12 protein-coding genes and 14 pseudogenes are annotated in these 24,338 nt (G+C 50.4%); 9 read left to right on the top strand and 17 right to left on the bottom strand.

The features are described 5' to 3' along the window. Positions 1-19: 19 nt before the first annotated feature. Positions 20-907, bottom strand: a pseudogene (locus AACL06_RS02125) (IS5 family transposase). A 447-nt stretch (positions 908-1,354) separates the two neighbouring features. Between AACL06_RS02125 and AACL06_RS10490 the strand changes: the two are divergent. Continuing rightward, positions 1,355-1,453 (top strand): annotated as a pseudogene (locus AACL06_RS10490) (YceI family protein); the annotation flags it as partial. Between the two features lies 1 nt (position 1,454). Here the strand turns inward: AACL06_RS10490 and AACL06_RS02120 are convergent. The 8 genes and pseudogenes from AACL06_RS02120 to rne form a co-directional block, all read right to left on the bottom strand. Further along, positions 1,455-2,522: a rhodanese-related sulfurtransferase gene (locus tag AACL06_RS02120; RefSeq protein ID WP_339037638.1), complete on the bottom strand. Its 1,068-nt coding sequence runs from the start codon at positions 2,520-2,522 to the stop codon at positions 1,455-1,457. A gap of 345 nt (positions 2,523-2,867) precedes the next feature. After that, positions 2,868-3,290, bottom strand: a pseudogene (locus AACL06_RS02115) (thiamine pyrophosphate-dependent enzyme); the annotation flags it as partial. 7 nt (positions 3,291-3,297) lie between these two features. Next, a pseudogene (locus AACL06_RS02110) lies at positions 3,298-4,113 on the bottom strand (IS5 family transposase); the annotation flags it as partial. Positions 4,114-4,524: 411 nt separating this feature from the next. Further along, positions 4,525-4,779 carry a biofilm formation regulator BssS gene (gene bssS / locus AACL06_RS02105; RefSeq protein ID WP_339037635.1) on the bottom strand — a complete coding sequence of 85 codons (255 nt, stop codon included), beginning with the start codon at positions 4,777-4,779 and terminating at the stop codon, positions 4,525-4,527. Between the two features lie 265 nt (positions 4,780-5,044). After that, the gene (gene dinI, locus AACL06_RS02100) at positions 5,045-5,284 is read right to left on the bottom strand and encodes a DNA damage-inducible protein I (protein WP_339037633.1); all 240 of its coding nucleotides are present in this window, start codon (positions 5,282-5,284) and stop codon (positions 5,045-5,047) included. Positions 5,285-5,386: 102 nt separating this feature from the next. Next, positions 5,387-6,396 (bottom strand): annotated as a pseudogene (gene pyrC / locus AACL06_RS02095) (dihydroorotase). 543 nt (positions 6,397-6,939) lie between these two features. Next, positions 6,940-7,713, bottom strand: a pseudogene (locus tag AACL06_RS02090) (IS5 family transposase); the annotation flags it as partial. A 114-nt stretch (positions 7,714-7,827) separates the two neighbouring features. Then, positions 7,828-10,899: a ribonuclease E gene (gene rne, locus AACL06_RS02085; protein ID WP_339037631.1), complete on the bottom strand. Its 3,072-nt coding sequence runs from the start codon at positions 10,897-10,899 to the stop codon at positions 7,828-7,830. A gap of 550 nt (positions 10,900-11,449) precedes the next feature. On the opposite strand from rne, the gene rluC reads away from it, so the two are divergent. After that, the gene (gene rluC, locus AACL06_RS02080; RefSeq protein WP_339037628.1) at positions 11,450-12,409 is read left to right on the top strand and encodes a 23S rRNA pseudouridine(955/2504/2580) synthase RluC; all 960 of its coding nucleotides are present in this window, start codon (positions 11,450-11,452) and stop codon (positions 12,407-12,409) included. A gap of 5 nt (positions 12,410-12,414) precedes the next feature. Here the strand turns inward: rluC and AACL06_RS02075 are convergent. The 3 genes and pseudogenes from AACL06_RS02075 to AACL06_RS02065 all read right to left on the bottom strand — a co-directional run bounded on the left by AACL06_RS02075 (position 12,415) and on the right by AACL06_RS02065 (position 14,145). Then, positions 12,415-12,996 (bottom strand): annotated as a pseudogene (locus tag AACL06_RS02075) (Maf family protein). A gap of 152 nt (positions 12,997-13,148) precedes the next feature. After that, positions 13,149-14,051: pseudogene (locus tag AACL06_RS02070) on the bottom strand (IS5 family transposase). Further along, positions 13,984-14,145, bottom strand: coding sequence for a hypothetical protein (locus tag AACL06_RS02065; protein WP_339037627.1), 162 nt, complete (start codon positions 14,143-14,145; stop codon positions 13,984-13,986). Before AACL06_RS02065 ends, AACL06_RS02070 begins: the two are co-directional and overlap by 68 nt. 23 nt (positions 14,146-14,168) lie before the next feature. Here AACL06_RS02065 and AACL06_RS02060 point away from each other — a divergent pair. Then, positions 14,169-14,582: pseudogene (locus AACL06_RS02060) on the top strand (gamma carbonic anhydrase family protein); the annotation flags it as partial. A gap of 37 nt (positions 14,583-14,619) precedes the next feature. Here AACL06_RS02060 and aroE read toward each other — a convergent pair. From aroE to dprA, 5 genes and pseudogenes are all read right to left on the bottom strand, one after another. Next, positions 14,620-15,441 carry a shikimate dehydrogenase gene (aroE, locus tag AACL06_RS02055; RefSeq protein ID WP_339037626.1) on the bottom strand — a complete coding sequence of 274 codons (822 nt, stop codon included), beginning with the start codon at positions 15,439-15,441 and terminating at the stop codon, positions 14,620-14,622. Between the two features lie 15 nt (positions 15,442-15,456). Next, entirely contained in the window at positions 15,457-16,026 is a 570-nt protein-coding gene (gene tsaC, locus AACL06_RS02050) for an L-threonylcarbamoyladenylate synthase type 1 TsaC (RefSeq protein WP_339037625.1), read from the bottom strand. Beyond that, positions 15,974-16,577: pseudogene (locus AACL06_RS02045) on the bottom strand (topoisomerase DNA-binding C4 zinc finger domain-containing protein). The gene tsaC and the pseudogene AACL06_RS02045 overlap by 53 nt, the downstream one beginning before the upstream one ends. Before the next feature lie 25 nt (positions 16,578-16,602). Then, positions 16,603-17,071, bottom strand: a pseudogene (locus AACL06_RS02040) (DUF494 family protein). Next, positions 17,043-18,165: pseudogene (gene dprA, locus AACL06_RS02035) on the bottom strand (DNA-protecting protein DprA). The pseudogenes AACL06_RS02040 and dprA overlap by 29 nt, the downstream one beginning before the upstream one ends. A gap of 133 nt (positions 18,166-18,298) precedes the next feature. Between dprA and def the strand changes: the two are divergent. The 6 genes and pseudogenes from def (at position 18,299) to AACL06_RS02005 (ending at position 24,003) form a co-directional block, all read left to right on the top strand. Continuing rightward, the gene (gene def, locus AACL06_RS02030) at positions 18,299-18,808 is read left to right on the top strand and encodes a peptide deformylase (protein WP_339037624.1); all 510 of its coding nucleotides are present in this window, start codon (positions 18,299-18,301) and stop codon (positions 18,806-18,808) included. A 17-nt stretch (positions 18,809-18,825) separates the two neighbouring features. Further along, positions 18,826-19,770: a methionyl-tRNA formyltransferase gene (gene fmt, locus AACL06_RS02025; RefSeq protein ID WP_339037623.1), complete on the top strand. Its 945-nt coding sequence runs from the start codon at positions 18,826-18,828 to the stop codon at positions 19,768-19,770. A 59-nt stretch (positions 19,771-19,829) separates the two neighbouring features. Continuing rightward, positions 19,830-21,128: pseudogene (gene rsmB, locus AACL06_RS02020) on the top strand (16S rRNA (cytosine(967)-C(5))-methyltransferase RsmB). Positions 21,129-21,184: 56 nt separating this feature from the next. Beyond that, a complete protein-coding gene (trkA, locus tag AACL06_RS02015) occupies positions 21,185-22,561 on the top strand; it encodes a Trk system potassium transporter TrkA (protein ID WP_339037621.1) in 1,377 nt (458 codons plus the stop codon). A 124-nt stretch (positions 22,562-22,685) separates the two neighbouring features. Continuing rightward, a complete protein-coding gene (mscL, locus tag AACL06_RS02010; RefSeq protein ID WP_339037619.1) occupies positions 22,686-23,099 on the top strand; it encodes a large-conductance mechanosensitive channel protein MscL in 414 nt (137 codons plus the stop codon). 235 nt (positions 23,100-23,334) lie between these two features. Further along, positions 23,335-24,003 (top strand): annotated as a pseudogene (locus tag AACL06_RS02005) (transposase). The last annotated feature ends 335 nt before the right edge of the window (positions 24,004-24,338 follow it).

The raw sequence follows: 24,338 nt of genomic DNA, 5'->3' as shown, positions 1-24,338 counted from the left end.
TCCCCTGAATGGGCAGCTTTCAGGCAAGGCGTACACTTTCTGGCATACCGGCAAGCGGCATCTTATTTAGTGCACAGATCATGGCCAGCGCCTCTGCAACTTGCCCATCATAATCTCGCAGCGATAGGTGACCACCAAATAGCTGTTTTACTCTGTACTTCGCTGTTGCCGCTATCGAACGTCGGTGGTAGCCTCTGATACTTTTCCACCATGTGTTGTCTCCGGTAAGGCGCTGGTTCGCCACCGCTTGATTTCGCTCTGCATAGTCTGCCGACCAATAACGGGCTCTGCTGCTGGGCGGTATTAACGCCTTGAGCTTCTTGCCCCTTAACTCATCATCATACACTCGCGTATCCTAATCCCGATCCGCCGAGGCGACTTTGATTTTACGGTACCTCTGGCGGATGAGACTTGGGAAGGCTTCGGTATCGGTGACATTGCTCAAGGAAAGGTCAGCACAGATGACCTCATGTGTTTCTGTATCTTCCTGACCGTATTTTTTTGCCATCCACTCCCCTTCACCCAAGACGTTGAGCCCGGTAGAGTCGATAAAGAGGTGCGCAATTTCACCCGGCGTTGGGGTTTTAAACGGGATATGGCCGGACTTTGCCCGCTTACTGATACAGGTGTTGTCCGGGCAGTTCAACGGCACTTTGATCAGTGTGACAATGGAGTCGACGAAGCCCTGGAGGGCGCGAAGTGTCAGGCCGAAAATCCGTTTCAGCATCAATACGCTGGTGATTGCCATATCGGAATAATGTGGTGGGCGACCACGCAGAGAAGGTTTTGCCTCGCAGTACCAGGCGTGAAGTGCCGTTTCATCCACGGAGAAAGTGAGTGAACCCCGAGTGATAAGGGCGTTGTTGTAAGCCTTCCAGTTAGTGATGTTGAACTTTTTCTGGGCCACGGAATATCGCTATTTTGACATAAGGAGAGTGATCTGATCCTCGTCCCGGCAAAATGTTCGATTTATTCAACAACGCCTGTTGATCCACGCGCTAGTGGCACTGATTGCGTACATTATGTTCGCTTTTGGTCTGTGGAGAGTAACGCAGGGCTATTACTATGCTTGGTATAATAAGGTACAGAAGAACCATAAAGGTATTGGCATACTGCTGACTCGTTACAGACGCTTTACGCGTATCAGTAGCAGCCTGATTCAACCAACGCTGTATGTAACGCTGTTTAGCATTCTGATCAACGGCTATCTTTTCTCCCCGCAGGTGGCTAGCCAATCAGCGTGTTCGGCTAGTTTTAGGTTCCCACCACCATCAGCAGCATGGCCGAGCAAACTGGCATTACCGATACCCTTTACCTGGCCTGGGCCGTGATCGTGCTTTAGCTGCTGCACGGGCTGGCTACCAAGCTGATTGGTCAAGGGAATGATTCTTGGGACGGTTACTGTGCTGGCTTTGAAGCCAGCGGCAAGATCAAGCTGAAAGACTTCGGCATCATCATTTGGCCGACCCGGCTTTTTCTTGTGCTGGAAGGTGCATCGTGGTACGCAGTAGACTTTTCGCCTTATTAAAGATCTTTATGCCACTCCCACGCTTTGCGCGACGTTCGTGTTGATCTTCACGCGGTAGCTCCAGCTCTTCGCGGCAGATCTCACTGCAACAGCCTTCAAACTTGGCGTCGCAAATCGGACACTGAATAAACAACAGGTGGCAACCCTCATTTTTACAGTTGGTATGGGTATCGCATGGTATGCCACATTTGTGGCAATGGGCGATCACATCATCAGTTATCCGTTCGCCCATTCTCTCATCGAACACAAAGTTTTTGCCGACAAACTTCAGCGATAGCCCTTGCTCTTTCGCCTTGCGCGCATATTCAATAATCCCTCCTTCTACATGGTAAACGTTTTCAAACCCGTTATGCCGCATGTAGGCGCTGGCTTTTTCACAGCGAATACCGCCAGTACAGTACATGACAATGTTTTTGTTTTTGCTTTCCTGTAACATCTCAACCGCCATCGGCAGTTGCTCACGGAAGGTATCTGAAGGCACCTCAATGGCATTTTTAAAGTGACCCACTTCATACTCATAGTGATTGCGCATATCGACAAACAGCGTATCTGGATCATCGATCATTTGGTTAACGCGATCGGCTTGCAGATATTCACCAACATTTGCCGGGTTAAAACTATCGTCATCAATGCCGTCAGCCACAATGCGCTCACGCACTTTCAGGCGCAACACCCAAAAGGATTTGCCGTCATCTTCCAACGCGATATTTAGACGCACCTTATCCAGCGCCGGGTGTGAGGCAAACAGCACATCTTTGAAAGCAGCAAAATTGTTTTGTGGCACGCTAATTTGCGCGTTGATGCCCTCTTTTGCCACGTAAACGCGGCCGAAAACCTTTATCTTGTCGAACTGGATATAAAGGTTGTCACGAAACGCTTTGGGATCGTCGATAACAAAGTATTGATAAAAAGAAACTGTGGTACGCGGCTCGGTTTCAGCCAGCATGCGCGCCTTTAGTTCCTCATTAGAAATTCGGTTATGTAACACTGGCATTGTGTACTTTCCTATCTTTCGGGAGGTGACTGATTTACTGCACGGCGCAGATGATACTCGAAAATAACGCGCTTTGCAGCATCAGCCTAGGTGCCTGTGCGCTGGCTGAAACATTTGCACTCTACAGCAAGTTTAGTTAGGCCATCTTCCTAACTCTAGTGTTGCATTCCTAAACAGCGGTTCTGATCCCCATTTCCCACTACAGTAGAAAATGATCGCGGTGCAGGAATTGCCAGAGCTTAATAGTAAAACGCCTATATTACATAAAATCAGAAGTGCGGGTTCAGTTGCAGTTCGGCAACGGCTCATCACTAATCGCTAGTTCTGGATTGGCATAAACACTGTTCACAAAACAGTGTTGCTCTTCTGGATAGCTCGAGAGATGAAACTCAGCAATTCTGGGATATCCATCTTTGGCAGTAACACTTTAATAAAAGCTAATTGGCGAAAATCTGCCACTTCAAGCAGTGCCTGCTGCAGTTGCTCCGGTTCAGTGACGTGCAGCGTCTGTACCGGATGTTCGTTGGCCAGCGCCTGCAATAATAGTGTCCAGTTACACTGGGCAATATCGTTGTAACGCTGTTCAGGGCTGCGGATTGCACGCTTAATGTTATACCCCTCTTTGTTCAACAAGAAGATCACTGGCTTCAGCCCATCTCGCACCATCGATCCAAGTTCTTGCGCGGTAATCTGCGCAGCACCGTCGCCAATCAATAGCACAACGCGGTGGTTCGGCTAGGCAATCTGTGCGCCAAACGCCGCGGCCAAGGGCGAACGTCATCTTGTTTAATGCACAGATCATGGCCAGCGCCTCTGCAACTTGTCCATCATAATCTCGCAGCGATAGGTGACCACCAAATAGCTGTTTTACTCTGTACCTCGCTGTTGCCGCTATCGAACGTCGGTGGTAGCCTGTGATACTTTTCCACCGTGTGTTGTCTCCGGTAACGCGCTGGTTCGCCACCGCTTGATTTCGCTCTGCATAGTCTGCCGACCAATAACGGGCTCCGCTGCTGGGCGGTATTAACGCCTTGAGCTTCTTGCCCCTTAACTCATCATCACACACTCGCGTATCCTAAGCCCGATCCGCCGAGGCGACTTTGATTTTACGGTACCTCTGACAGATGAGACCTGGGAGGGCTTCTATATCGGTGACATTGCTCAAGGAAAGGTCAGCACAGATGACCTCATGTGTTTGTGTATCTACGGCCAAATGCAGTTTTCGCCAGATCCGCCGTTTTTCCTGACCGTGTTTTTTACCTTCCACTCCCCTTGACCCAACACGTTGAGCCCGGTAGAGTCGATAACGAGGTGCGCAATTTTACCCGGCGTTGGGGTTTTAAACGGGACATGGCCGGACTTCGCCCGCTTACTGATACAGGTGTCGTCCGGGCAGTTCAACAGCACTTTAATCAGTGTGACAATGGAGTCGACGAAGCGCTGGAGGGCGCGAAGTATCAGGCCGAAAATCCGTTTCAGCATCAATACGCTGGTGATTGCCATATCGGAATAATAAAGTGAGTGATCCCCGAGTGATAAGGGCGTTGTTGTAAGCCTTCCAGTTGGTGATGTTGAACTTTTGCTGGGCCACGGAATGTCGCTATGTTGACAGAAGGAGAGTGATCTGATCCGCGTGCCGGCCAAAAGTTTGATTTATTCAACAACGCCCCATCCGTCTGCAGCGGGCAAATTGCTATCAGGTTAGGTTTATTAACTTGCTAATTCTTTTCATATTAAGTAAAAATGCAACAGTAGTATTATTATATCTGCCTGTTAAATTTCCGTATTGTTCCCCCTCTCATGTAAGCCCTATTTTGCAGGCGAAATGCCCTAGCGGCTTTAAGCACCATCAACAAAGCCATTCTACGTACCTATTCTCTCTGTTTAGATGTCGCTTGGCGGATTATGATAAAAGGTCGGCTACGACAATACATCTGTCATGCGGCACTCAGGCAAAAAAGCGCCAGGATAGTCACGGCGCTTCAGGTTTTGGCTCAGTGAATTAATGTTTGCTTATATTGTGAGCTTGATAATCTGTAGACTGAATCTTGGCGATACCGGCTTCTAATATGTTGATTAATTGACGAGCGACATCTGTAGTAAGCCAAAGCGTTCTGTCTACTTGAGCTTCTACGGGCGTTTGGTCTAGTGAAGACAGATAATGAAGGCGTATCATCATAGCATCGTAAATATCGACAGTGCTGATATCCCAACCAACAAGCGGGTGTGTCTGAATTACTTCATCGTTTCTGTCCATAAAGACCCCTTATTAAGTAGTAACTACCCTGAGTGACTAACGAGGATCAATGCGGCTCATCATCATGAGAGCAACTACAGTATACGCATCTGATTGCATTTGTTGGCACTTTTCACCACTTATTTTGCAAAATAAATGTTTATTTACCAATTTTATCGGTGAATTGAATGATTAATAATGGTTGTATCCGAGTTGGGTGGCGGGATGCCGAAAACAAAACAGTTGGAAAACTAAGCAAGCATTGGTAAAAGCAGCATTGCAGTATTTATTCTGTGCTGAACCACTCGTCCGCGCTTTCCCACGTTTCCTGGAGTATTTCCTCGATCAGATCCCGGTTGGTTTTCCTCCCCCGTAGCACTGATAGCCCGTTAGCGCTGGCATAACGTACCTGAATTACTGCGTCAGGAAATTGGCGGTTCACCTGCTTGATCAGCTCGACGGTCAGAGCCTCAATAGCTCCTGATGGCAGCGGCTTGGTTTTATCTATAGTGACTTCAACACGCACATTTGCTCCTAAAGTATTTTACTGATTATTTATACAGTTTCTCCTCTGTGGGAGCAATAATAATGCTAAAAAAGATTAGCCATTTAGCGACCAGTTCAGGGGTTAGCCAGCAAAGAAAGGTATGACAGATTCGTTGCCCAGAGCTATCTCTGCTGGTTGAGTGGTCGGCCCGTGTTGCAGTTTGATAAAATCTTCATTGACCGGTAGGCCATAGAAGCGCGGCCCGTTCAGTGAGCAGAACGCTTAAAGGTGTTGCAACGCGTCTAGTTGCTCAAAGACAGTGGCGTAGGCCGATATCGCGTTCGGGGCATTGAACACGCCTGCGCAACCTCAGTCGGATTCTTTGCGGTGTTTGGTGTGCGGTGCTGAGTCAGTACCGAGAAAAAAACGATCTGAACCGCTGGTGGCCGCTTTACACAGCGCTACCTGATAAATATTGCGTTTGAGGATCGGCAGACAAAACAGATGCGGACGAATGCCTACAACCAACATATGGTTGCGATTGAACATCAGATGTTGCGGTGTGATTGTGGCACAAAGGAATCGATCGCCATCCTGCACATATTGAACAGCTTCTTTGGTGGTGATGTGCTCGAAGACGATTTTTAGTTCGGAGAACTGTAGGCGGATTGGCGCTATCACTTGTTCAATAAAGCACGCCTCGCGGTCAAAGATATCGACAGCGACATCGGTGACTTCTCTGTGGATCAGTAGCGGCATGCCGATTTTTTGCATTTTCTCAAACAGTGAATAAATGCCTTTTACATTACTCACGCCGTTGCTGGAGCATTTGCGGGATACAGTTTGGCGGCGGTAAACACACCTTGTTCAAATCCGTTAACGAGTTCTTTAGCGGAGAGAGAGTTGGTCAGGTAGCAGGTCATCAGCGGGGTGAAGATGTCGCCCTGCAGCACGGCGGCCAGTATGCGCTGACGGTAGGCGTGAGCGGCGTCCACAGTGGTGATTGGCGGAGCCAGGTTCCGCATCACTACCGCCCGGCCAAACACCTGACTGGTATAGGGCACCACCGTTTTCAGCATCTCGCTGTCACGCAGATGGATATGCCAGTCATCAGGGCGGCGAATTTTCAGGGATTGGGGTTGTGCAGTCATGCAGTCATGGTGCTGGCTCCAGCGGTCAGAAAACGTTTATCTATAAGCGAATAATGGGGTTATCCACGCCGGGCTGTAAGGATAAGTGGAAAATTCCCTTGATGCATCTGTTTGTTGCAACCAAGTTCAAATCAATTGGCTATTGGCCACATAGTGGTAGGGATTTTAATGATCCTGGTGATTGAAGCGCCCAGAGCCTGGTCTTTATTATCTGGATAGGGGGAAAGAAATGGAAATAAGCGTCATTGCCAGGCGACAAGAGAAACCTGAGTTTGCGTCTATCGTCAGCGATGCGAGACACGAGCTTATTTAACCAAGCCGCAAAAAGTTGGGTAACCTACAGAACGTCCGCTCCACGATTTGGAAAAGCCGGATACCTTCGACAGCTTCGAGCGTTGGGCTAGCAGTGAAGCCTTGGATAAACCTAGTGTAGCTAGGCATTTCCAATTGTTTGTCAGCCAGGTTGATAGCAAGTTGGATATGTTAGGTGGCTTTGTTGAATAAATAGGATTTGGAATAAAGAGTTCCCTGAATGTGCATCTTTCAGGCGAGGCGTATACTTTCTGGCATACCGGCGAGCCTCATCTTGTTTAATGCACAGATCATGGCCAGCGCCTCTGCAACTTGCCCATCATAATATCGCAGCGACAGGTGACCACCAAATAGCTGTTTTACTCTGTACCTTGCTGTTGCCGCTATCGAACGTCGGTAGTAGCCTGTGATACTTTTCCACCGTGTGTTGTCTCCGGTAACGCGCTGGTTCGCCACCGCTTGATTTTGCTCTGCATAGTCTGCCGACCAATAACGGGCTCCGCTGCTGGGCGGTATTAACGCCTTGAGCTTCTTGCCCCTTAACTCATCATCACACACTCGCGTATCCTAAGCCCGATCCGCCGAGGTGACTTTGATTTTACGGTACCTCTGGCGGATGAGACCTGGGAAGGCTTCGGTATCGGTGACATTGCTCAAGGAAAGGTCAGCACAGATGACCTCATGTGTTTCTGTATCTACGGCCAAATGCAGTTTTCGCCAGATACGCCGTTTTTCCTGACCGTGTTTTTTTGCCATCCACTCGCCTTCACCCAACACGTTGAGCCCGCTAGAGTCGATAACGAGGTGCGCAATTTCACCCGGCGTTGGGGTTTTAAACGGGACATGGCCGGACTTCGCCCGCTTACTGATGCAGGTGTCGTCCGGGTAGTTCAACGGCACTTTGATCAGTGTGACAATGGAGTCGACGAAGCCCTGGAGGGCGCGAAGTGTCAGGCCGAAAATCCGTTTCAGCATCAATACGCTGGTCATTGCCAGCGAGTGAAAAAAGATAGCCTAAGATCGGTGCAATACTGCGCTTAGGCTATATCAGACTGCCAGACAAGGTGTCCAATAGAACGGATCACTTCAAATGGCCGTTTTTTATCAGACGGGCTAACTTTAGTCGTTAATCGGCGGCGGTTTGACGGCCGGTGACATAGCCTGGTTCACTGCCGCATGCCCACCTGCGGTACCTGTGCCTGTGAAACTGAAGGAAGGGCGCTGCCAGTCGCTATGCTTGCGTTCTTCTGGCACATAAGCCAACGCAGGAGCTTTGGTCATCGGTGCACTAGCAATATGCTTGCACTGTGTATTTGGCACGACTTTCACCGGAGGCTGTTGTTGCAGCGCTGAAGCCAGTTCGGCAGTGACCGGAACAGCAGCTTTATACATTGGCGTTTCCATCTCTGCTGGGGCTTTTTCGCTGGCTATCATTGGCTCGAATGTCTGCACTTCTGCAACCCCTTCCATGGCGGGGGCTGCCTCAGTTGCAATTACAACAACGGTAGTTGATTGCACTATAGATGCGGCTGCAACCCCAGAGGTGGTTTTTTCAATATTAATGATTTGCGGTTCAACGGCGTCATCGATAACTGACACTGTGACCTCTGCTGACGTTAGCACATTGTCTTGCGTGGTCTGGTGGGAATTGGTCTTAACTTCAGTTGTTTTCGTCTGCGCTGCCTGAGCAACCGGGTAGCCTACCCAAACCTTGCCTGACGCTAGCTCCGGTGAAGCGAAAGCCCCGGCCAGAGGCATGGGCGATTGCAGCGGGTAACGTTCATCACGGTAACGTCGACGACGTTGACCGCTGACGCGCAAGTGGCGCGGTGAGCGTCGTGAGCGGCGCGGCATGCTGTTTTCGTTATTGCTACGGTTATCGCCCTGGGCATCATTTTCTACCTGAGCAGCCATGGTTTTCGGTAGCAGTTTAACGCTGTTTTCTAGGCTTACCTGCTGAGCCTCTTCAATTTTAGCAGCCGGTGCTTTTGGTGCCAGCAGTTCTTCCGCCGCGCGATCCAATTCTTCCTCAGAGGACAGTAGGCGGACGTTCTGCGTCAGGGGACGGCGTTGGCGGCGCTGCATGTTTTGCGTCTGCTGTTTGTCTTCCGGTGCCTCACCGTTATCGACAGCAGTGCTTTCCTGCGCTTTTACTTCCTGGCGGCGACGCTGACGTTCTGCACGTTGTTCACGACGTTGTTGTTGCTCATCACGCAAGGGCATGCCAACTTCATCAGATATATGCTCTTCGACAACCGGTACGTTTTGCGGCTGATTGGGGCGGTTGCGGCGTGGTTCTTCGCCAGACTCGCGCGGTTCACGATTTTCACGCCTGTCACGGCCTTCAGCACGCACTTTGCGACCAGAACCCTGCCGGCTACGACGCTGTGGGCAACGGTTTTTAACGTTGTTTTCTACCTGCGGCGCTTCAGCTAGTTTGGTTTCGATAGCCGCGGGATGCTTTTCAAAGGCGAGTAACGCCTTCAAGCCACCGAACAGGCGGTTTAACAGACCCGGCTTGGCAACAGCGATGGCGGCTGCCGATTGGGTAATCACGGGTTCCTCGGTAGGCAACGGGTTGTCAGCAGCCAATGAGAAGGTCGCCAGCGCTGGCTGTTCTGGGCGTTTGCGCTCAGTGGATGCATCTTCAGGCAGTTGCATCATTTCTTCTTCATGCAGTTTCGGTAGCAGGTAGCTGAGAGTAGAGGTTTCCTCCCCCTTGCGTACGCGCAATACCGAGTAATGTGGCGTCTGCATTTGATCATTTGGCACGATGATCGCTTTCACGCCCGCCTGACATTTTTCGATCGCGCTGACCGCATCACGCTTTTCGTTCAGCAGGTAAGAGGCAACCGGAACGGGTACGATGGCGTGAACTTCTTTGGTATTTTCCTTCAGTGCCTCTTCTTCAATCAAACGCAGGATGGACAACGCCAGTGATTCGTTATCACGGACAGTGCCGGTCCCCTTACAGCGCTGGCAGACGTGATGGCTGGATTCTCCCAGCGACGGGCTGAGACGCTGACGCGACATCTCAAGCAGCCCGAAGCGGGAAATGCGGCCAATCTGGATGCGTGCGCGGTCTTGGCGCACTGCGTCACGCAGGCGGTTTTCAACTTCACGTTGGTGGCGCAATGGGGTCATATCAATAAAGTCGATGACGATCAGTCCACCGAGGTCGCGCAGACGCAACTGGCGGGCAATTTCGTCTGCCGCTTCCAAATTGGTATTAAACGCAGTTTCTTCGATGTCGCCGCCACGGGTAGCACGTGCAGAGTTGATGTCGATAGCAGTCAGCGCTTCAGTGCTGTCGATAACGATCGAACCGCCCGAGGGCAAGCGCACTTCACGTTGGAAAGCTGATTCAATTTGTGATTCGATCTGGTAGTGACTAAACAGAGGAATTTCACCGCTATACAATTTGATTTTGCTGTTGAAATCTGGGCGACCCAGCGCTGAAATGTGCTCTTTGGCCAGATCGAGAATTTTCGGGTTGTCTATCAATATTTCGCCGATGTCCGGGCGCAGGTAATCGCGGAATGCGCGCACGATCACGTTGCTTTCCTGATAGATCAAAAACGGCGCGGAGCGGCCTTCGGCAGCTTTCTTGATGGCTTCCCAATGCTTCAAACGGAAGGAGAGATCCCATTGCAGCCCATCAGCGGATTTACCAATACCGGCAGTGCGAACGATCAAACCCATACCATCCGGCAGTTGCAGGGAGGAAAGCGCCACTTTCAGTTCGGTGCGGTCATCACCCTCAATACGGCGGGAAATACCACCGGCGCGCGGGTTGTTCGGCATTAGCACCAGGTAACTGCCTGCCAAGCTAATGAAGGTAGTTAAGGCTGCGCCTTTATTGCCGCGCTCTTCTTTGTCTATCTGAACGATGACGTCTTGGCCTTCGCGCAACGCATCTTTGATGTTTGGACGACCATGGGAAGAATAGTTACTGGGGAAGTATTCGCGGGCAATTTCTTTAAGCGGAAGGAAACCATGACGTTCTGCACCGTAATCCACGAATGCTGCTTCAAGACTTGGTTCAATGCGGGTGATTTTGCCTTTGTAAATATTCGCTTTTTTCTGTTCATAGCCTGGGCTCTCGATATCCAAGTCATACAGCCGTTGTCCATCTACGAGAGCAACACGCAACTCTTCCCGCTGAGTTGCGTTAATCAACATTCTTTTCATCTTAACTTACTCGTTATTTTTACATTATCGACAAAGCTGCGGGCAAAATAACCACATGGCCGGATCAGAACCGAAAACCCCAAATTTTCTTGCAAAGCCTTCAGCCTCACGGTTGTCGCCTGCATAAGGGCGCATTATTTCGGTAATGCCGATATTTCTTTGTGAAGACAGCAATTTTATTTTGGGAATAGCTTATGATTAACGTTGACAGACCTGATTCCATTTGCCGCCCAAGCTAAAACCTGCAGCCCGCTATTTGTGTGATTTCGCATTACGTCTTACGCCATTGCTGCGTTTTTGCGCGATCTGACAAATCCATAATTCCACCTTTTTCCTGTAACTAGAATAAACGCAGAAAGAAACTACATTATTCCATTGCTGATGCCGTTATAGCAAGGTGACTTTTCCAACGGTGGAGGAAATCGCAAACGTTCAAATCGGCATACTGTCTTGCTTATTTGTCGCCGGGGTTTCACACGCCATCTAAGAGACAGTTAAGCACAGAAATAGATGTGGCGCTATTAACGCGCTCTCTTTAGAATTCCGCACCATGAAAATTAACAATCCGGCAGTACAAGTAATCACGATTTCTGACGACGAAGCCGGTCAGAGAATCGACAACTTTTTGCTCGCTCGCCTGAAAGGTGTGCCGAAGAGCATTATTTACCGCATCGTGCGCAAAGGCGAGGTGCGCGTAAATAAAAGGCGTATCAAGGCTGAGTACAAGTTGGCTGCGGGCGATCTGGTGCGCGTACCGCCGGTGCGCATAGCTGAGAGGGAAGTGGTGCTGGTATCCGCCAAACTGAATAAAGTGGTTGCGCTGGCCAACTGCATTTTGTATGAAGACGATCACCTGCTGATCTTGAACAAACCCTCGGGTACGGCGGTGCATGGCGGTAGCGGCCTGAGCTTTGGCGTCATTGAAGGGCTGCGCGCGCTGCGGCTAGAAGCCCGTTTCCTGGAACTGGTGCACCGTTTGGATCGTGATACCTCCGGCGTACTGCTGGTAGCAAAGAAGCGTTCGGCGCTGAGGTCGCTACATGAGCAACTACGGATGAAAGGAATGCAAAAGGACTATCTGGCGCTTGTGCGCGGCCAGTGGCAGTCCCACTGCAAAGTGGTGCAGGCACCCTTGCTGAAAAACATTTTGCACAGCGGTGAACGTATCGTGCGCGTTAGCAGTGAAGGCAAGTCCTCGGAAACGCGCTTTAAAGTGGAAGCACGTTACGAGTTTGCCACGCTGGTCAAAGCCAGCCCGATTACTGGGCGCACTAATCAAATCCGCGTGCATGCGCTGCATGCGGGGCACCCGATCGCTTTTGATGATCGCTATGGTGATCGCGAGTTTGACCGGAAACTGCTTGGCACCGGCCTCAAGCGTTTATTCCTGCATGCGTCGGCGCTGCACTTCAAGCATCCTGCCACCGGTGAAACCGTGTGCATTGAAGCACCGATGGATGGGGTGCTGCGCCAATGTTTGCAGAGGTTGCGCTGTCAGACAGCCCAATAAACCGGTCAGGCTAGCGGGTTGACGCATTCAGCACGAATATAGCGAGCAACGCGATCAGCGGCAGGCCAACCAGCGCATTAGGATCTCGGCCTTCTAGTCTATCGAACAGGGCAATCCCCAATCATTCACTTTTAAAGCTACCGACGCAATTCAGTGGCTGCTCCAGGCTTATGTAGGCGCTAATCTCCGCCTTCCCTAAGCGTGCGTAAATGCACCTGAAACGGTTCGCACAGCACCTGCAAATACCTGCTGCGGCTATTGTACAGAGCCAGACCAGTATAAAAGGTGACGATTTGGCTGCTGGCCTGGCGCAATTGGGTGCATGCGTTTTCGGCACTGTGCAGCTTGACGGTGGTTTTTCCGTCAATCATGCAGACCTGATCGCAACCGATAATCAGGTGGTCGGGATAGGCGCTGGCCAGTGCCTGAGCTTTTGCTGTCGCCAGCCTAAGCACTAGCGCCTCGGCGGTTTCATCGGCCATTGGCGTTTCATCCACTTCCGCTGCTGCGCAGGAGAAGGACAGTTGCAGCTTTTCCAACAGTATTTTTCGATAGGGTGACGTGGAAGTTAGAAGTATTTTCAGCATGATTTTTTACTAACCATAAAAGTGTGAACTCAGCCCCTATCCCATTTTGACTCTGGCAGTGCTCACCCTCCTCACGTACGCCATGTACGCGTCAGATGGGCTTTGTTGAATAAATCGGATTTGGAATAAAGAGTCACGTGAATGGGCATCTTTCAGGCAAGGCGTACACTTTCTGGCATACCGGCGAGCGTCATCTTGTTTAATGCACAGATCATGGCCAGCGCCTCTGCAACTTGCCCATCATAATCTCGCCGCGACAGGTGACCACCAAATAGCTGTTTTACTCTGTACCTCGCTGTTGCCGCTGTCGAACGTCGGTGGTAGCCTGTGATACTTTTCCACCGTGTGTTGTCTCCGGTAACGCGCTGGTGCACCACCGCTTGATTTCGCTCTGCATAGTCTGCCGACCAATAACGGGCTCCGCTGCTGGGCGGTATTAACGCCTTGAGCTTCTTGTCCCTTAACTCATCATCACACACTCGCGTATCCTAAGCCCGATCCGCCGAGGCGACTTTGATGTTACGGTACCTCTGGCGGATAAGACCTGGGAAGGCTTCGGTATCAGTGACATTGCTCAAGGAAAGGTCAGCACAGATGACCTCATGTGTTTCTGTATCTACGGCCAAATGCAGTTTTCGCCAGATACGCCGTTTTTCCTGACCGTGTTTTTTTACCTTCCACTCGTCTTCACCCAACACGTTGAGCCCGTTAGAGTCGATAACGAGGTGCGCAATTTCACCCAGCGTTGGGGTTTTAAACGGGACATGGCCGGACTTTGCCCGCTTACTGATGCAGGTGTCGTCCGGGCAGTTCAACGGTACTTTAATCAGTGTGACAATGGAGTCGACGAAGCCCTGGAGGGCGCGAAGTGTCAGGCCGAAAATCCGTTTCAGCATCAATACGCTGGTGATTGCCATATCAGAATAATGTGGTGGGCGACCACGCAGAGAAGGTTTTGCCTCTTAGTACCAGGCGTGAAGTGCCGTTTCATCCCCCCAGCAAGTGAGTGAATCCCGAGTGATAAGGGCGTTTTTGTAAGCCTTCCAGTTGGTGATGTTGAACTTTTGCTGGGCCACGGAATGTCGCTATGTTGACAGAAGGAGAGTGATCTGATCCTCGTCCCGGCCAAAAGTTCGATTTATTCAACAACGCCCAACGATGTCAGTATTTAGCCTATGGTCGCCATTCGTGGTGACGTTAATGCGATATAAGATTGGCACACGCAGCAATATTCAGGATGGATGTGTGCTACACGTAACCCATAGATCGAAACATAACCCCGAAGGTTACCCATTATTGATTGGCGATGACGTTACTGTTGGCCATAAGGCCATACTACACGGCTGCACCATCGGCAATCGGGTACTGGTAGGTATGGGTGCGATCCTGCTAGACGGTGTAGTAATAGAATATGATGTGATGATTAGTGCTGGCAGCCTGGTGATACCAGGTCAGCGGTTATCTCTATATGGGTAGCCCAGCGCGCCAGGTTCGCCCGCTAAACGCCGCCGAGTTGGAAGGATTACTCTACTCTGCCAATAACTATTGTGCGCTGGAATGACGAATACCTTCCGAAAGCTATCTGACTAGCACCTATTACCTGATCGGGAACAGGTGCTTCGCTTATGCCGCCAACTTACTACGCACACAGCGCAATACCGGTTCGATCTCAGGCATTATACCGTGCCACAGCAAGAACGCATAAGCAGCCTGCCCAACCAGCATCCCCAGACCATCGGCAAACTCCGTTGCCCCCTGTTGCTGCGCCCAAGCGAGGAACGGTGTCCTTCCCAACTGATAGAACATGTCATAACACCGGGTTTTGCTGTTGACCACACCGACTGGCAACGCCGGTATCTTACCGCTGATGCCGGAAGCCGTGGCATTGATCACCAGATTGAATTGCCGATGCTGATCAAGCTGATCCATCGGTTGCGCCGAGATCTCACCACGGTGTTGGAAGAGCTGAGCCAGTTCCTGCGCCCGTCTAAAAGTTCGGTTGGTGATCGTTAGTTCACAGCCCAAGGACAACAGCGGCAAGATCACACCACGCGCCGCACCACCTGCCCCCACCAGCAAAATGTGATCCTGCGGCCAGATCAGTTGTTGGCGTTCAAGATCGGTTAATAGACCGATGCTATCCGTGTTATCTCCCAGCAAACCACCTTCTGGTAATACCTTAAGCGTATTCACAGCACCAGCCAGCGAGGCGAGCTCACTCAGCTCAGACGCAGATTGAAAGGCACGCTCCTTAAAAGGTACTGTGACGTTTGCCCCCTGACCACCCGCACTGATAAATGCTTGCAGGCTGGCCTCAAAACTCTCTAGGGGTGCCAGCACGGTGCCATACGGGTGATAAATTCCTGTCTGTTCGGCGAACAACGCGTGAATCAATGGTGATTTGCTGTGACTGATAGGGTTGCCGAATACCGCAAATTTCTCCATGCACATTACCTCTGTCTAACCCTGGCGGATCTGTTCGTCGCTCAAAGCATCTCTGATTTCTGAAGGGTTAAGGTAACCACCAACTTTACCCACCAACACCGGGAACACAGTACCGAATTGCTGTGTCACATCATTTGTATTACGGCAGGGTTCACACTCGCTGAAGTTAGCGCTGGTCGATACCAATGGTTTGCCATACTGCCGACACAGTTGCTGCACCAGCGGATGGGCACTGACGCGCACCGCTAGCGAGTTGAAGCGGCCAGTCAGAAAGCGTGGAGTTTCAGGCCGGGCAGGGATTGCCCAAGTTACCGGCCCCGGCCAACTGGCGAATATCGCAGCACGTTGCGGCTCACTCAACGTGCTGTCATTAATATACGGGATTAACTGCTGGTAGTCGGCGGCGATAAGGATCAATCCCTTCTCCCACGACCGCTGTTTCAGGGACAGCAACGTATTAACCGCCTGTTCGCTATCGGGGTCACATCCCAGACCGAATACAGCTTCGGTAGGATAGGCGATAACCTGCTGATTATGCAGCGCGTCGATAATAGATGCGAGGGTGGAAGTAGGTTCTGAGTTCATTATGTAATGATTCGGTGGTTGCTACAGGTTTTCCACAAAGTTTATTAGCACAGCAGAGGATCAACCCCTTTGCCGTACGCTGATCCATTAGTAATGGATAGTGGCAGTAGGAGCACTCGCCAGCAACTGGTTTAAAATTGAGAGCAAACTGACACCCCGGATAACGATTATAGGAATGGAATATCTTACCGTAACGCGACTTGCACCGCAATAGTTTTCCCTGTCTACATTGCGGGCAAACTATGCTGATTTCGTCCGGCTTATCAATCACTTCGGTATGGACACATTTTGGATAATTACAGCAACCGATGAATATACCATAACGCCCTTGACGTAGCGCCAGAATCGCCTGGCACTTCGGGCATGGCTGCCCTTCTAATACCTTGACGATATGACCATCGGCCTGTGCTTTAAGCAGCCGGATATGCTGGCATTCGGGATAATGAGAACACCCTAAAGGAGCCGTTGCGACCACAGCAGATCACCAATTCAGCCCCGCATTCCGGACAGGATTCATTTTTCCTGGTGGCAAAAATCGCTGTTTTAGTCATAACTTTTTCTATGCGTGTAACCGGTTTAGTGCAGATAGCCTTCTACTTCAAACAACAGTTCTTCCATTTGCTGATAGGAATTTTCATATCCGGGGATATTAAACAGTACCATCAGCACCACCCATTTTAGAATTTCGAGATCAAACTCCGTATTGTCCAAGGCCATAACACGATCGATAACCATTTCACGGATTTCAAGGTTTAATACCTGAATCTGTTCCAATAACAGGAGGAAAACACGGCAACTGGCATCCAAACGCACGTTCTCCTTTTTGGTGTAAATCCGCATCGTTAGTGGGTCAATATCGATAAAGTAAGATGCATTTTTTCCACCTGCAAATCAAAAAATTTTCTAACTAATTCAATTATTTATAGAAATAATCTAGATGAAAGCCCACATGAGCGGGATCGTCGGTCAGTTGATCCTGATCGACGTGCAACTTTGGTCCATTGTGAAGATAAGTTTCAAACAAGTACATAAGTACGTCTAACATGACTTGCCTTCCTTTATTCGGACATAACCACCAGGTACCGCTGCGATCCAGCCTGCTAGCTCCAAATCCAATAACTTGATCACTACTTCTGTCACGGGTTGGCCAGCACGTTCAGCGACGACATCAACAGGCGTCACCTCATCTCCTACGTTAGCCAACACATAGGCAAATGGCAATTCAACTTCGGTCTCAGATACACAAAGAGGTGTATTTTCGTTTATTGACAGCCAATGCAGACTACTTCCCAACTGTTCGGCGATGTCTTTCGGGCTAGTGACCAGATAAGCGCCTTGCTGGATCAGCAAATGCGTGCCTTCGCTCATCGGGTTCCCTAGCGTGACAGGAAGAGGGAACACCTCGCGCCCCGGCTCCAACGCATAGTGGGCGGTGATCAGGGTGCCACTGCGCAACGAGGCTTCAATCACCAGCACGCCCAAGCTTAGGCTGCTGATAATACGGTTACGCCGTGGAAAGTGTGCGGCCAACGGCAAATGGGTGACCATATGGTCAGAAACTACGGCACCGTCCTGTTCAACAATCTGCTCAGCAAGCCGCCGATGCTGGCGCGGATAGACGTTGGTCAACCCGCTGCCCAAGACCGCCACGGTGCAACCACTGGCCGCCAGTGCAGCGCGATGGCAGATACCATCAATGCCAATAGCCAAGCCGCTGGTAATGGTAAGGCCAAAATACGTTAATTCACTAGCGAAGTAGCGCCCCCAATGCTCACCGTAGTGGCTACATTGCCGACTGCTGACAATAGCAATTTGTGGCTATTGCAGTACTTGCGGGTTGCCCTGCACTAACAACAACAACGGCGCATCATTAATATGCTTCAAGCGCTATGGGTATCCGACCTCACCATAGAGCAGCATCTGGCAGCCCACCTGCTCCAACCAGCGCAGTGTGGAGGCCAAATAGTGGGCATCCGCCTACTGAAATTGAGCTTGCTGCCGGTCATTCAGCCCTACCTACCACAACAACTTGCAAGGTTCAGTACCGGCCGCTATCAACTGCCGTATAATTTGGCTAGCTAATGACGTATCCAGCCCCTTCACCCTACGCATCCCTAAGCTAATTTCTTCTGGCTGCATCACCCTTTCCCTCGCAGAAAGCGCTGGGATTAACCATTCGAGCAATTGATGCACAATGCTGTCAATCAGGCAGGGAAATGTCTAGAATGAAAGCTAAACCTCGTTTATCACTCGGATACAGATCTAAAGATATATGTCAGTCTTGCAGGTATTACATTTCCCAGACGATCGGCTGCGCAAAATCGCAGCGCCGGTAAAAGAAGTCAATGCAGATATACAGCGCATTGTAGATGACATGTTTGAAACCATGTACGCAGAGGAAGGCATTGGCTTGGCTGCAACTCAGGTGGATATCCACCAGCGCATTATCGTTATTGATATTTCCAATAACTGCGATCAGCGCCTGGTGCTGATCAACCCGGAACTGCTGGAAAAAAGCGGCGAAACCGGCATCGAAGAAGGCTGCCTTTCGTTACCTGAACAACGCGCTCTGGTACCGCGCGCAGCCAACGTGAAGATCCGCGCGCTCGACTTCGACGGCAAGCCTTTCGAGCTGGAAGCGGACGACCTGTTGGCGATCTGCATCCAACACGAGATGGAACACCTGGTAGGCAAGCTGTTCATAGATTACCTGTCGCCATTCAAGCGCCAGCGCATCCGCCAGAAACTGGAAAAAATAGCCAAGCTTAATGCCCGCGCCTAACCGATCAAGAAATCAGCGTGTCTGACTCTTTACGGATTATTTTCGCCGGAACACCTGACTTCGCAACACGTCACCTTGACGCGTTGTTATCATCTGAGCACCAGATCGTCGGCGTATTCACCCAGCCCGATCGTCCGGCTGGACGTGGCAATAAGCTAACACCAAGTTCAGTCAAGGTGCTGGCGGAACGACATCAACTGCCAGTATTTCAGCCGAAATCATTACGGCCTGAAGAGAATCAGCAATTGGTTGCCAATCTTAACGCAGATGTGATGGTTGTGGTTGCTTATGGACTGCTTTTGCCGAAAATAGTATTGGATATGCCCCATTTGGGCTGCATTAACGTGCACGGTTCACTGCTGCCACGCTGGCGTGGTGCGGCACCAATCCAGCGTTCTTTGTGGGCAGGCGACAACGAAACCGGGGTGACCATCATGCAGATGGATGTGGGGTTGGATACCGGCGACATGATACACAAGATCGTGTGTCCTATCGAGGCAACGGATACCAGCGCCAGCCTATATGACAAACTGGCCGAATTTGGCCCGCAGGGGCTGCTGACAACGTTACAACTGTTGGCAGATGGCGCGGTTAAACGTGAAGTTCAGAATGAGGCGCAGGTGACCTACGCTGAGAAACTGAGCAAAGAAGAAGCGCGCCTGGACTGGAGCCTGTCCGCTGCGCAGTTAGAGCGTTGCATTCGCGCCCTTAACCCATGGCCGGTCAGTTATTTAACCGTGGATGGGCAGCCGGTGAAAGTTTGGCAAGCCAGTGTGCTGGTGGAAACCGCAGACGCAGAACCAGGCACCATTGTCCATGCCGACAAGCACGGCATTCAGGTGGCGACTGCCAACTGCATTCTTAACCTAACTCAGTTGCAGCCAGCAGGGAAAAAACCGATGTCAGCGAAGGATTTACTGAATTCACGCCGCGCATGGTTTACCCCTGGCAACCAGTTGTAGCCTCCTCCATAGCCCGGCCATTAATCGCCGGGATGTTTTTTTTAATGCTGACCGTTATCATGAAAAACAATTACAACCTCCGCAGTCACGCTGCCAAAGCCATCGGCCAGGTACTGGATCAAGGTCAGTCGCTCAGCACTGTCCTGCCAGCAATGCAAAGTACCATCAATGACAAGGATCGTGCATTTTTACAGGAACTGTGCTTTGGTACCTTACGCACGCTGCCCCAACTTGAATGGTGCATTCAGCAGTTGATGTCCAAGCCAATGATCGGCAAACAGCGCATACTGTACTATTTACTGATGGTTGGCCTCTACCAACTGCTGTATACTCGCATCCCACCGCACGCGGTGCTGGCTGAAACGGTGAACGGTGCAGTAGCGCTGAAACTTCCGCAACTTAAAGGGCTGATTAACGGCATATTACGCCAGTTCCAGCGTCAGCAATACGCACTGATGCAGCACGCTGCCGATAACAACTGCCGCTACTTACACCCAAGCTGGCTGTTGAAACGCATCCAGCAGGCCTACCCGGCGCAGTGGGAGCAGGTTGTCGATGCCAATAACCAGAAACCTCCAATGTGGCTGCGCGTCAACCGTCTGCATCACACCCCCGAAGCATACCTGCAATTAATGACCCAGGTCGGCATAGTCGCCGAACCTCACGCTGAATATACTGACGCACTACGTCTTCTAACACCGTACGCTGTGAGCGCTCTGCCTGGCTTTGCCGATGGCTGGGTTACTGTACAGGATGCTTCGGCGATTCGGCGCAGGGCTGTATTGCTCTGCTCGATCTACAAAACGGTGAACAAATCCTCGACCTGTGCGCGGCTCCTGGTGGAAAAACCACCCATATTCTGGAATCTGCGCCCAAGGCACAGCTGATGGCCATTGACATCCATGAGCACCGGCTCACTCGTGTCAAAGAGAACCTCCAGCGCCTGCACTTGCATGCCGAGGTAAAACTGGGCGATGGCCGCACACCGCAACAGTTGTGCGGCAACAAACAGTTTGATCGCATTTTACTGGATGCTCCTTGCTCGACCAGCGGCGTTTTTCGTCGGCATCCTGACATCAAATGGCTACGTCGTGACCGTGATATCGCCGAGTTAGCTGGTCTACAGGCGAAAATGCTGGCGGCGATATGGCCACATTTGAAATCCCGCGGTGTGATGGGTCTACGCCACTTGCTCGATCCTGCCGGAAGAAAACAGCGAACAAATCGCCGCCTTCCTGCAACACCATTACGACGTCAGGTTGGTCGAAACCGGTAGCCCAGATCAGCCGGGCCGACAGAACCTTCCACATCCCAAGGATGGTGATGGCTTCTTTTACGCTAAGCTGATTAAAATATAATTCTTCAGGGCATGCCCAAGCCCCCCTAAATCTTTCAGTGTGAAGCAGGGAACCAAATGAAAATAATTATTCTTGGTGCAGGCCAGGTTGGCGATACGCTGGCGGAAAACTTGGTAGGCGAAAATAACGATATCACCGTCGTCGATACTAATTCTGGTCGCCTACGGCAATTACAGGATAAATTTGACCTGCGAGTGGTGCAGGGGCACGGTTCTCATCCGCGTGTACTACGCGAAGCAGGTGCCGAAGACGCAGATATGCTGATCGCCGTCACCAACTCTGACGAAACTAATATGGTCGCCTGCCAGATCGCCTATTCGCTGTTTAATACCCCCAATCGTATTGCTCGTATACGTGCGCCAGACTACATCTGCGAGTCAGAAAAGCTATTCCAACCGGCAGCAGTGCCGATTGACCACCTGATTTTACCGGAACAGCTAGTTATCGATTACATTTACAAGCTGATCGAATACCCTGGCGCATTGCAAGTGGTGAACTTTGCCGAAGGCAAGATCAGCATCGTGGCGGTAAAAGCCTACTATGGTGGGCCTCTGGTAGGTAATGCGTTATCCTCTATGCGCGAGCATATGCCGCACATAGATACCCGTATCGCCGCCATTTTCCGGCAGGATAGACCCATTCGTCCACAAGGTTCAACCATTATTGAAGCTGGGGATGAGGTGTTCTTTGTTGCCGCTTCGCAGCATATCCGTGCCGTAATGAGCGAACTGCAACGGTTGGAGAAACCCTATAAACGCATCATGATCGTCGGTGGTGGCAATGTTGGCGCTGGGCTGGCTCAGCGGCTGGAGAAGTCTTACAACGTGAAGCTGATTGAGCGTGATCAGCAACGTGCCACCGAACTGGCCAAGCAGCTTCACGATACTACCGTGTTTTATGGTGATGCCTCTGATAAGGAACTACTAGCAGAAGAACATGTCGATCAGGTGGACGTATTTATCGCTATCACCAACAACGATGAAGCCAACATTATGTCTGCCATGCTGGCAAAGCGGATGGGTGCAAAGAAAGTAATTGTGTTGATCCAGCGCCGTGCCTATGTCGATCTAGTACAGGGAAGCGTGATTGATATCGCTATTTCGCCACAGCAAGCGACGATTTCAGCATTGTTGGGTCACGTACGCAAAGCAGATATTGTTAGTGTTTCTTCATTACGCCGCGGTGTAGCCGAAGCGATTGAAGCCATCGCCCACGGTGATGAATCTACCTCGAAAGTGGTTGGCCGGATCGTGGCAGAGATCAAACTGCCACCAGGCACTACCATCGGTGCCATCGTGCGCGGCGATGACGTTATTATCGCTAACCGCAACAGCAAAATTGAGCAGGGCGATCACGTTATTATGTTTATTACCGACAAGAAATTCGTCCCTGATGTAGAGCGGCTATTTCAGCCAAGTCCATTCTTCCTGTAGAACACATCTATTAACAGATATTCTTCTCTGCCGAGGAAAAAGATAAAAATCTTTCCTCCATTTATGGCGAAAGGGAAGTACTTTGTTTAACTTGAGTTATTAATTTCTGCAAGGGGTGCGATCTATGAGTTTGTTGAAAGAGTTCCGTGAATTTGCCATGCGTGGCAATGTGGTTGATCTAGCAGTAGGTATTATTATTGGTGCTGCGTTTGGCAAGATCGTTTCATCTTTGGTTGCGGATATCATCATGCCACCACTGGGCTTACTGATCGGTGGTGTTGATTTCAAACAATTCCATTTGGTATTACGCGAAGCTCAAGGCACTGTTCCTACTGTAGTGATAAACTACGGTTCATTTATTCAGACTATTTTCGATTTCGTTATTATTGCTTTCCCTATTTTCCTAGCGATTAAATTAATGAACAAAGCGCGTCGTAAGCAGGAAGAAAAGCCTGTTATCCCGCCAGCACCAACCGCAGAAGAAAAACTGCTGACTGAAATTCGTGATTTTCTGAGCCAACAACAACCAAAACTGTAGAATACAGACTAAATACCTGTGCCAAATAGTAGATCACTGAAGGTAGTAGATCACTGAAGGAACTCAATCCTGTTTGAGCAATCTGATCAATCGCCAAACATCACAAACCCTCACAACCGGACTGAGTAATGCCGATCATAGCACCCATCCCCCGACATGAACGACGTCAGAGGCGTTGTTGAATAAATAGAACTTTTGGCCGGGACGAGGATCAGATCACTCTCCTTCTGTCAAAATAGCGACATGCCGTGCCCAGCAAAAGTTCAACATCACCAACTGGAAGGCTTATAACAACGCCATTATCACTCTGGGTTCACTCACTTTCTCGGTGGATGAAACGGTGGTAATGCGAGGCAAAACCTTCTCTATGGCAATCACCAGCGTATTGATGCTGAAACGGATTTTCGGCCTGACACTGCGCGCCTTCCAGGGCTTCGTCGACTCCATTGTCACACTGATCAAAGTGCCGTTGAACTGCCCGGACGATACCTGCATCAGTAAGCGGGCAAAATCCGGCCATGTCCCGTTTAAAACCGCAACGCCGGGTGAAATTGCGCACCTCGTTATCGACTCTAGCGGGCTCAACGTGTTGGGTGAAGGGGAGTAGAAGGTAAAAAAACACGGTCAGGAAATCGGAGCCCGTTATTGGTCAGCAGACTATGCAGAGCGAAATCAAGCGGTGGCGAACCAGCACCTTACCAGAGACAACACACGGTGGAAAAGTATCACAGGCTACCACCGACGTTCGATAGCGGCAACAGCGAGGTATAGAGTAAAACAGCTATTTGGTGGTCACCTGTCGCTGCGAGATTATGATGGGCAAGTTGCAGAGGCGCTGGCCATGATCTGTGCATTAAACAAGATGCCGCTCACCGGTATGCCAGAAAGTGTACGCCTTGCCTGAAAGATGCCCATTCACGGGACTCTTTATTCCAAATCCGATTTATTCAACAAAGCCGATTTTTCCATATGATCAGTTTCTGAAAGGCTGTTTACAATAAAATCTCCCGTTTGGGGAGGTTTAGAAAGACAAACTAACCGCTTTCCCATCCTGCCTAAAAACGCATGATGCCTTCTTTAACGCTCGTTAAAAGGTTTTCATCGCCTCCGTTCTCCGGGGGCGTGCCTTTATTCCATAATCTTGTAGCCTTTATTCCATAATCTTGTAATAGTTTCGCTACATATGATTGGCGTAGGTTGCATTTACGCACCGGAGGCGCGTGCCGATTAAGCAGTTTA

Source organism: Serratia symbiotica (Periphyllus acericola) (genome assembly GCF_964019515.1).
In the GTDB taxonomy this organism is placed as follows: Bacteria; Pseudomonadota; Gammaproteobacteria; order Enterobacterales; family Enterobacteriaceae; genus Serratia; species Serratia symbiotica_D.
This window is presented reverse-complemented; position numbering and strand designations above follow the sequence as displayed.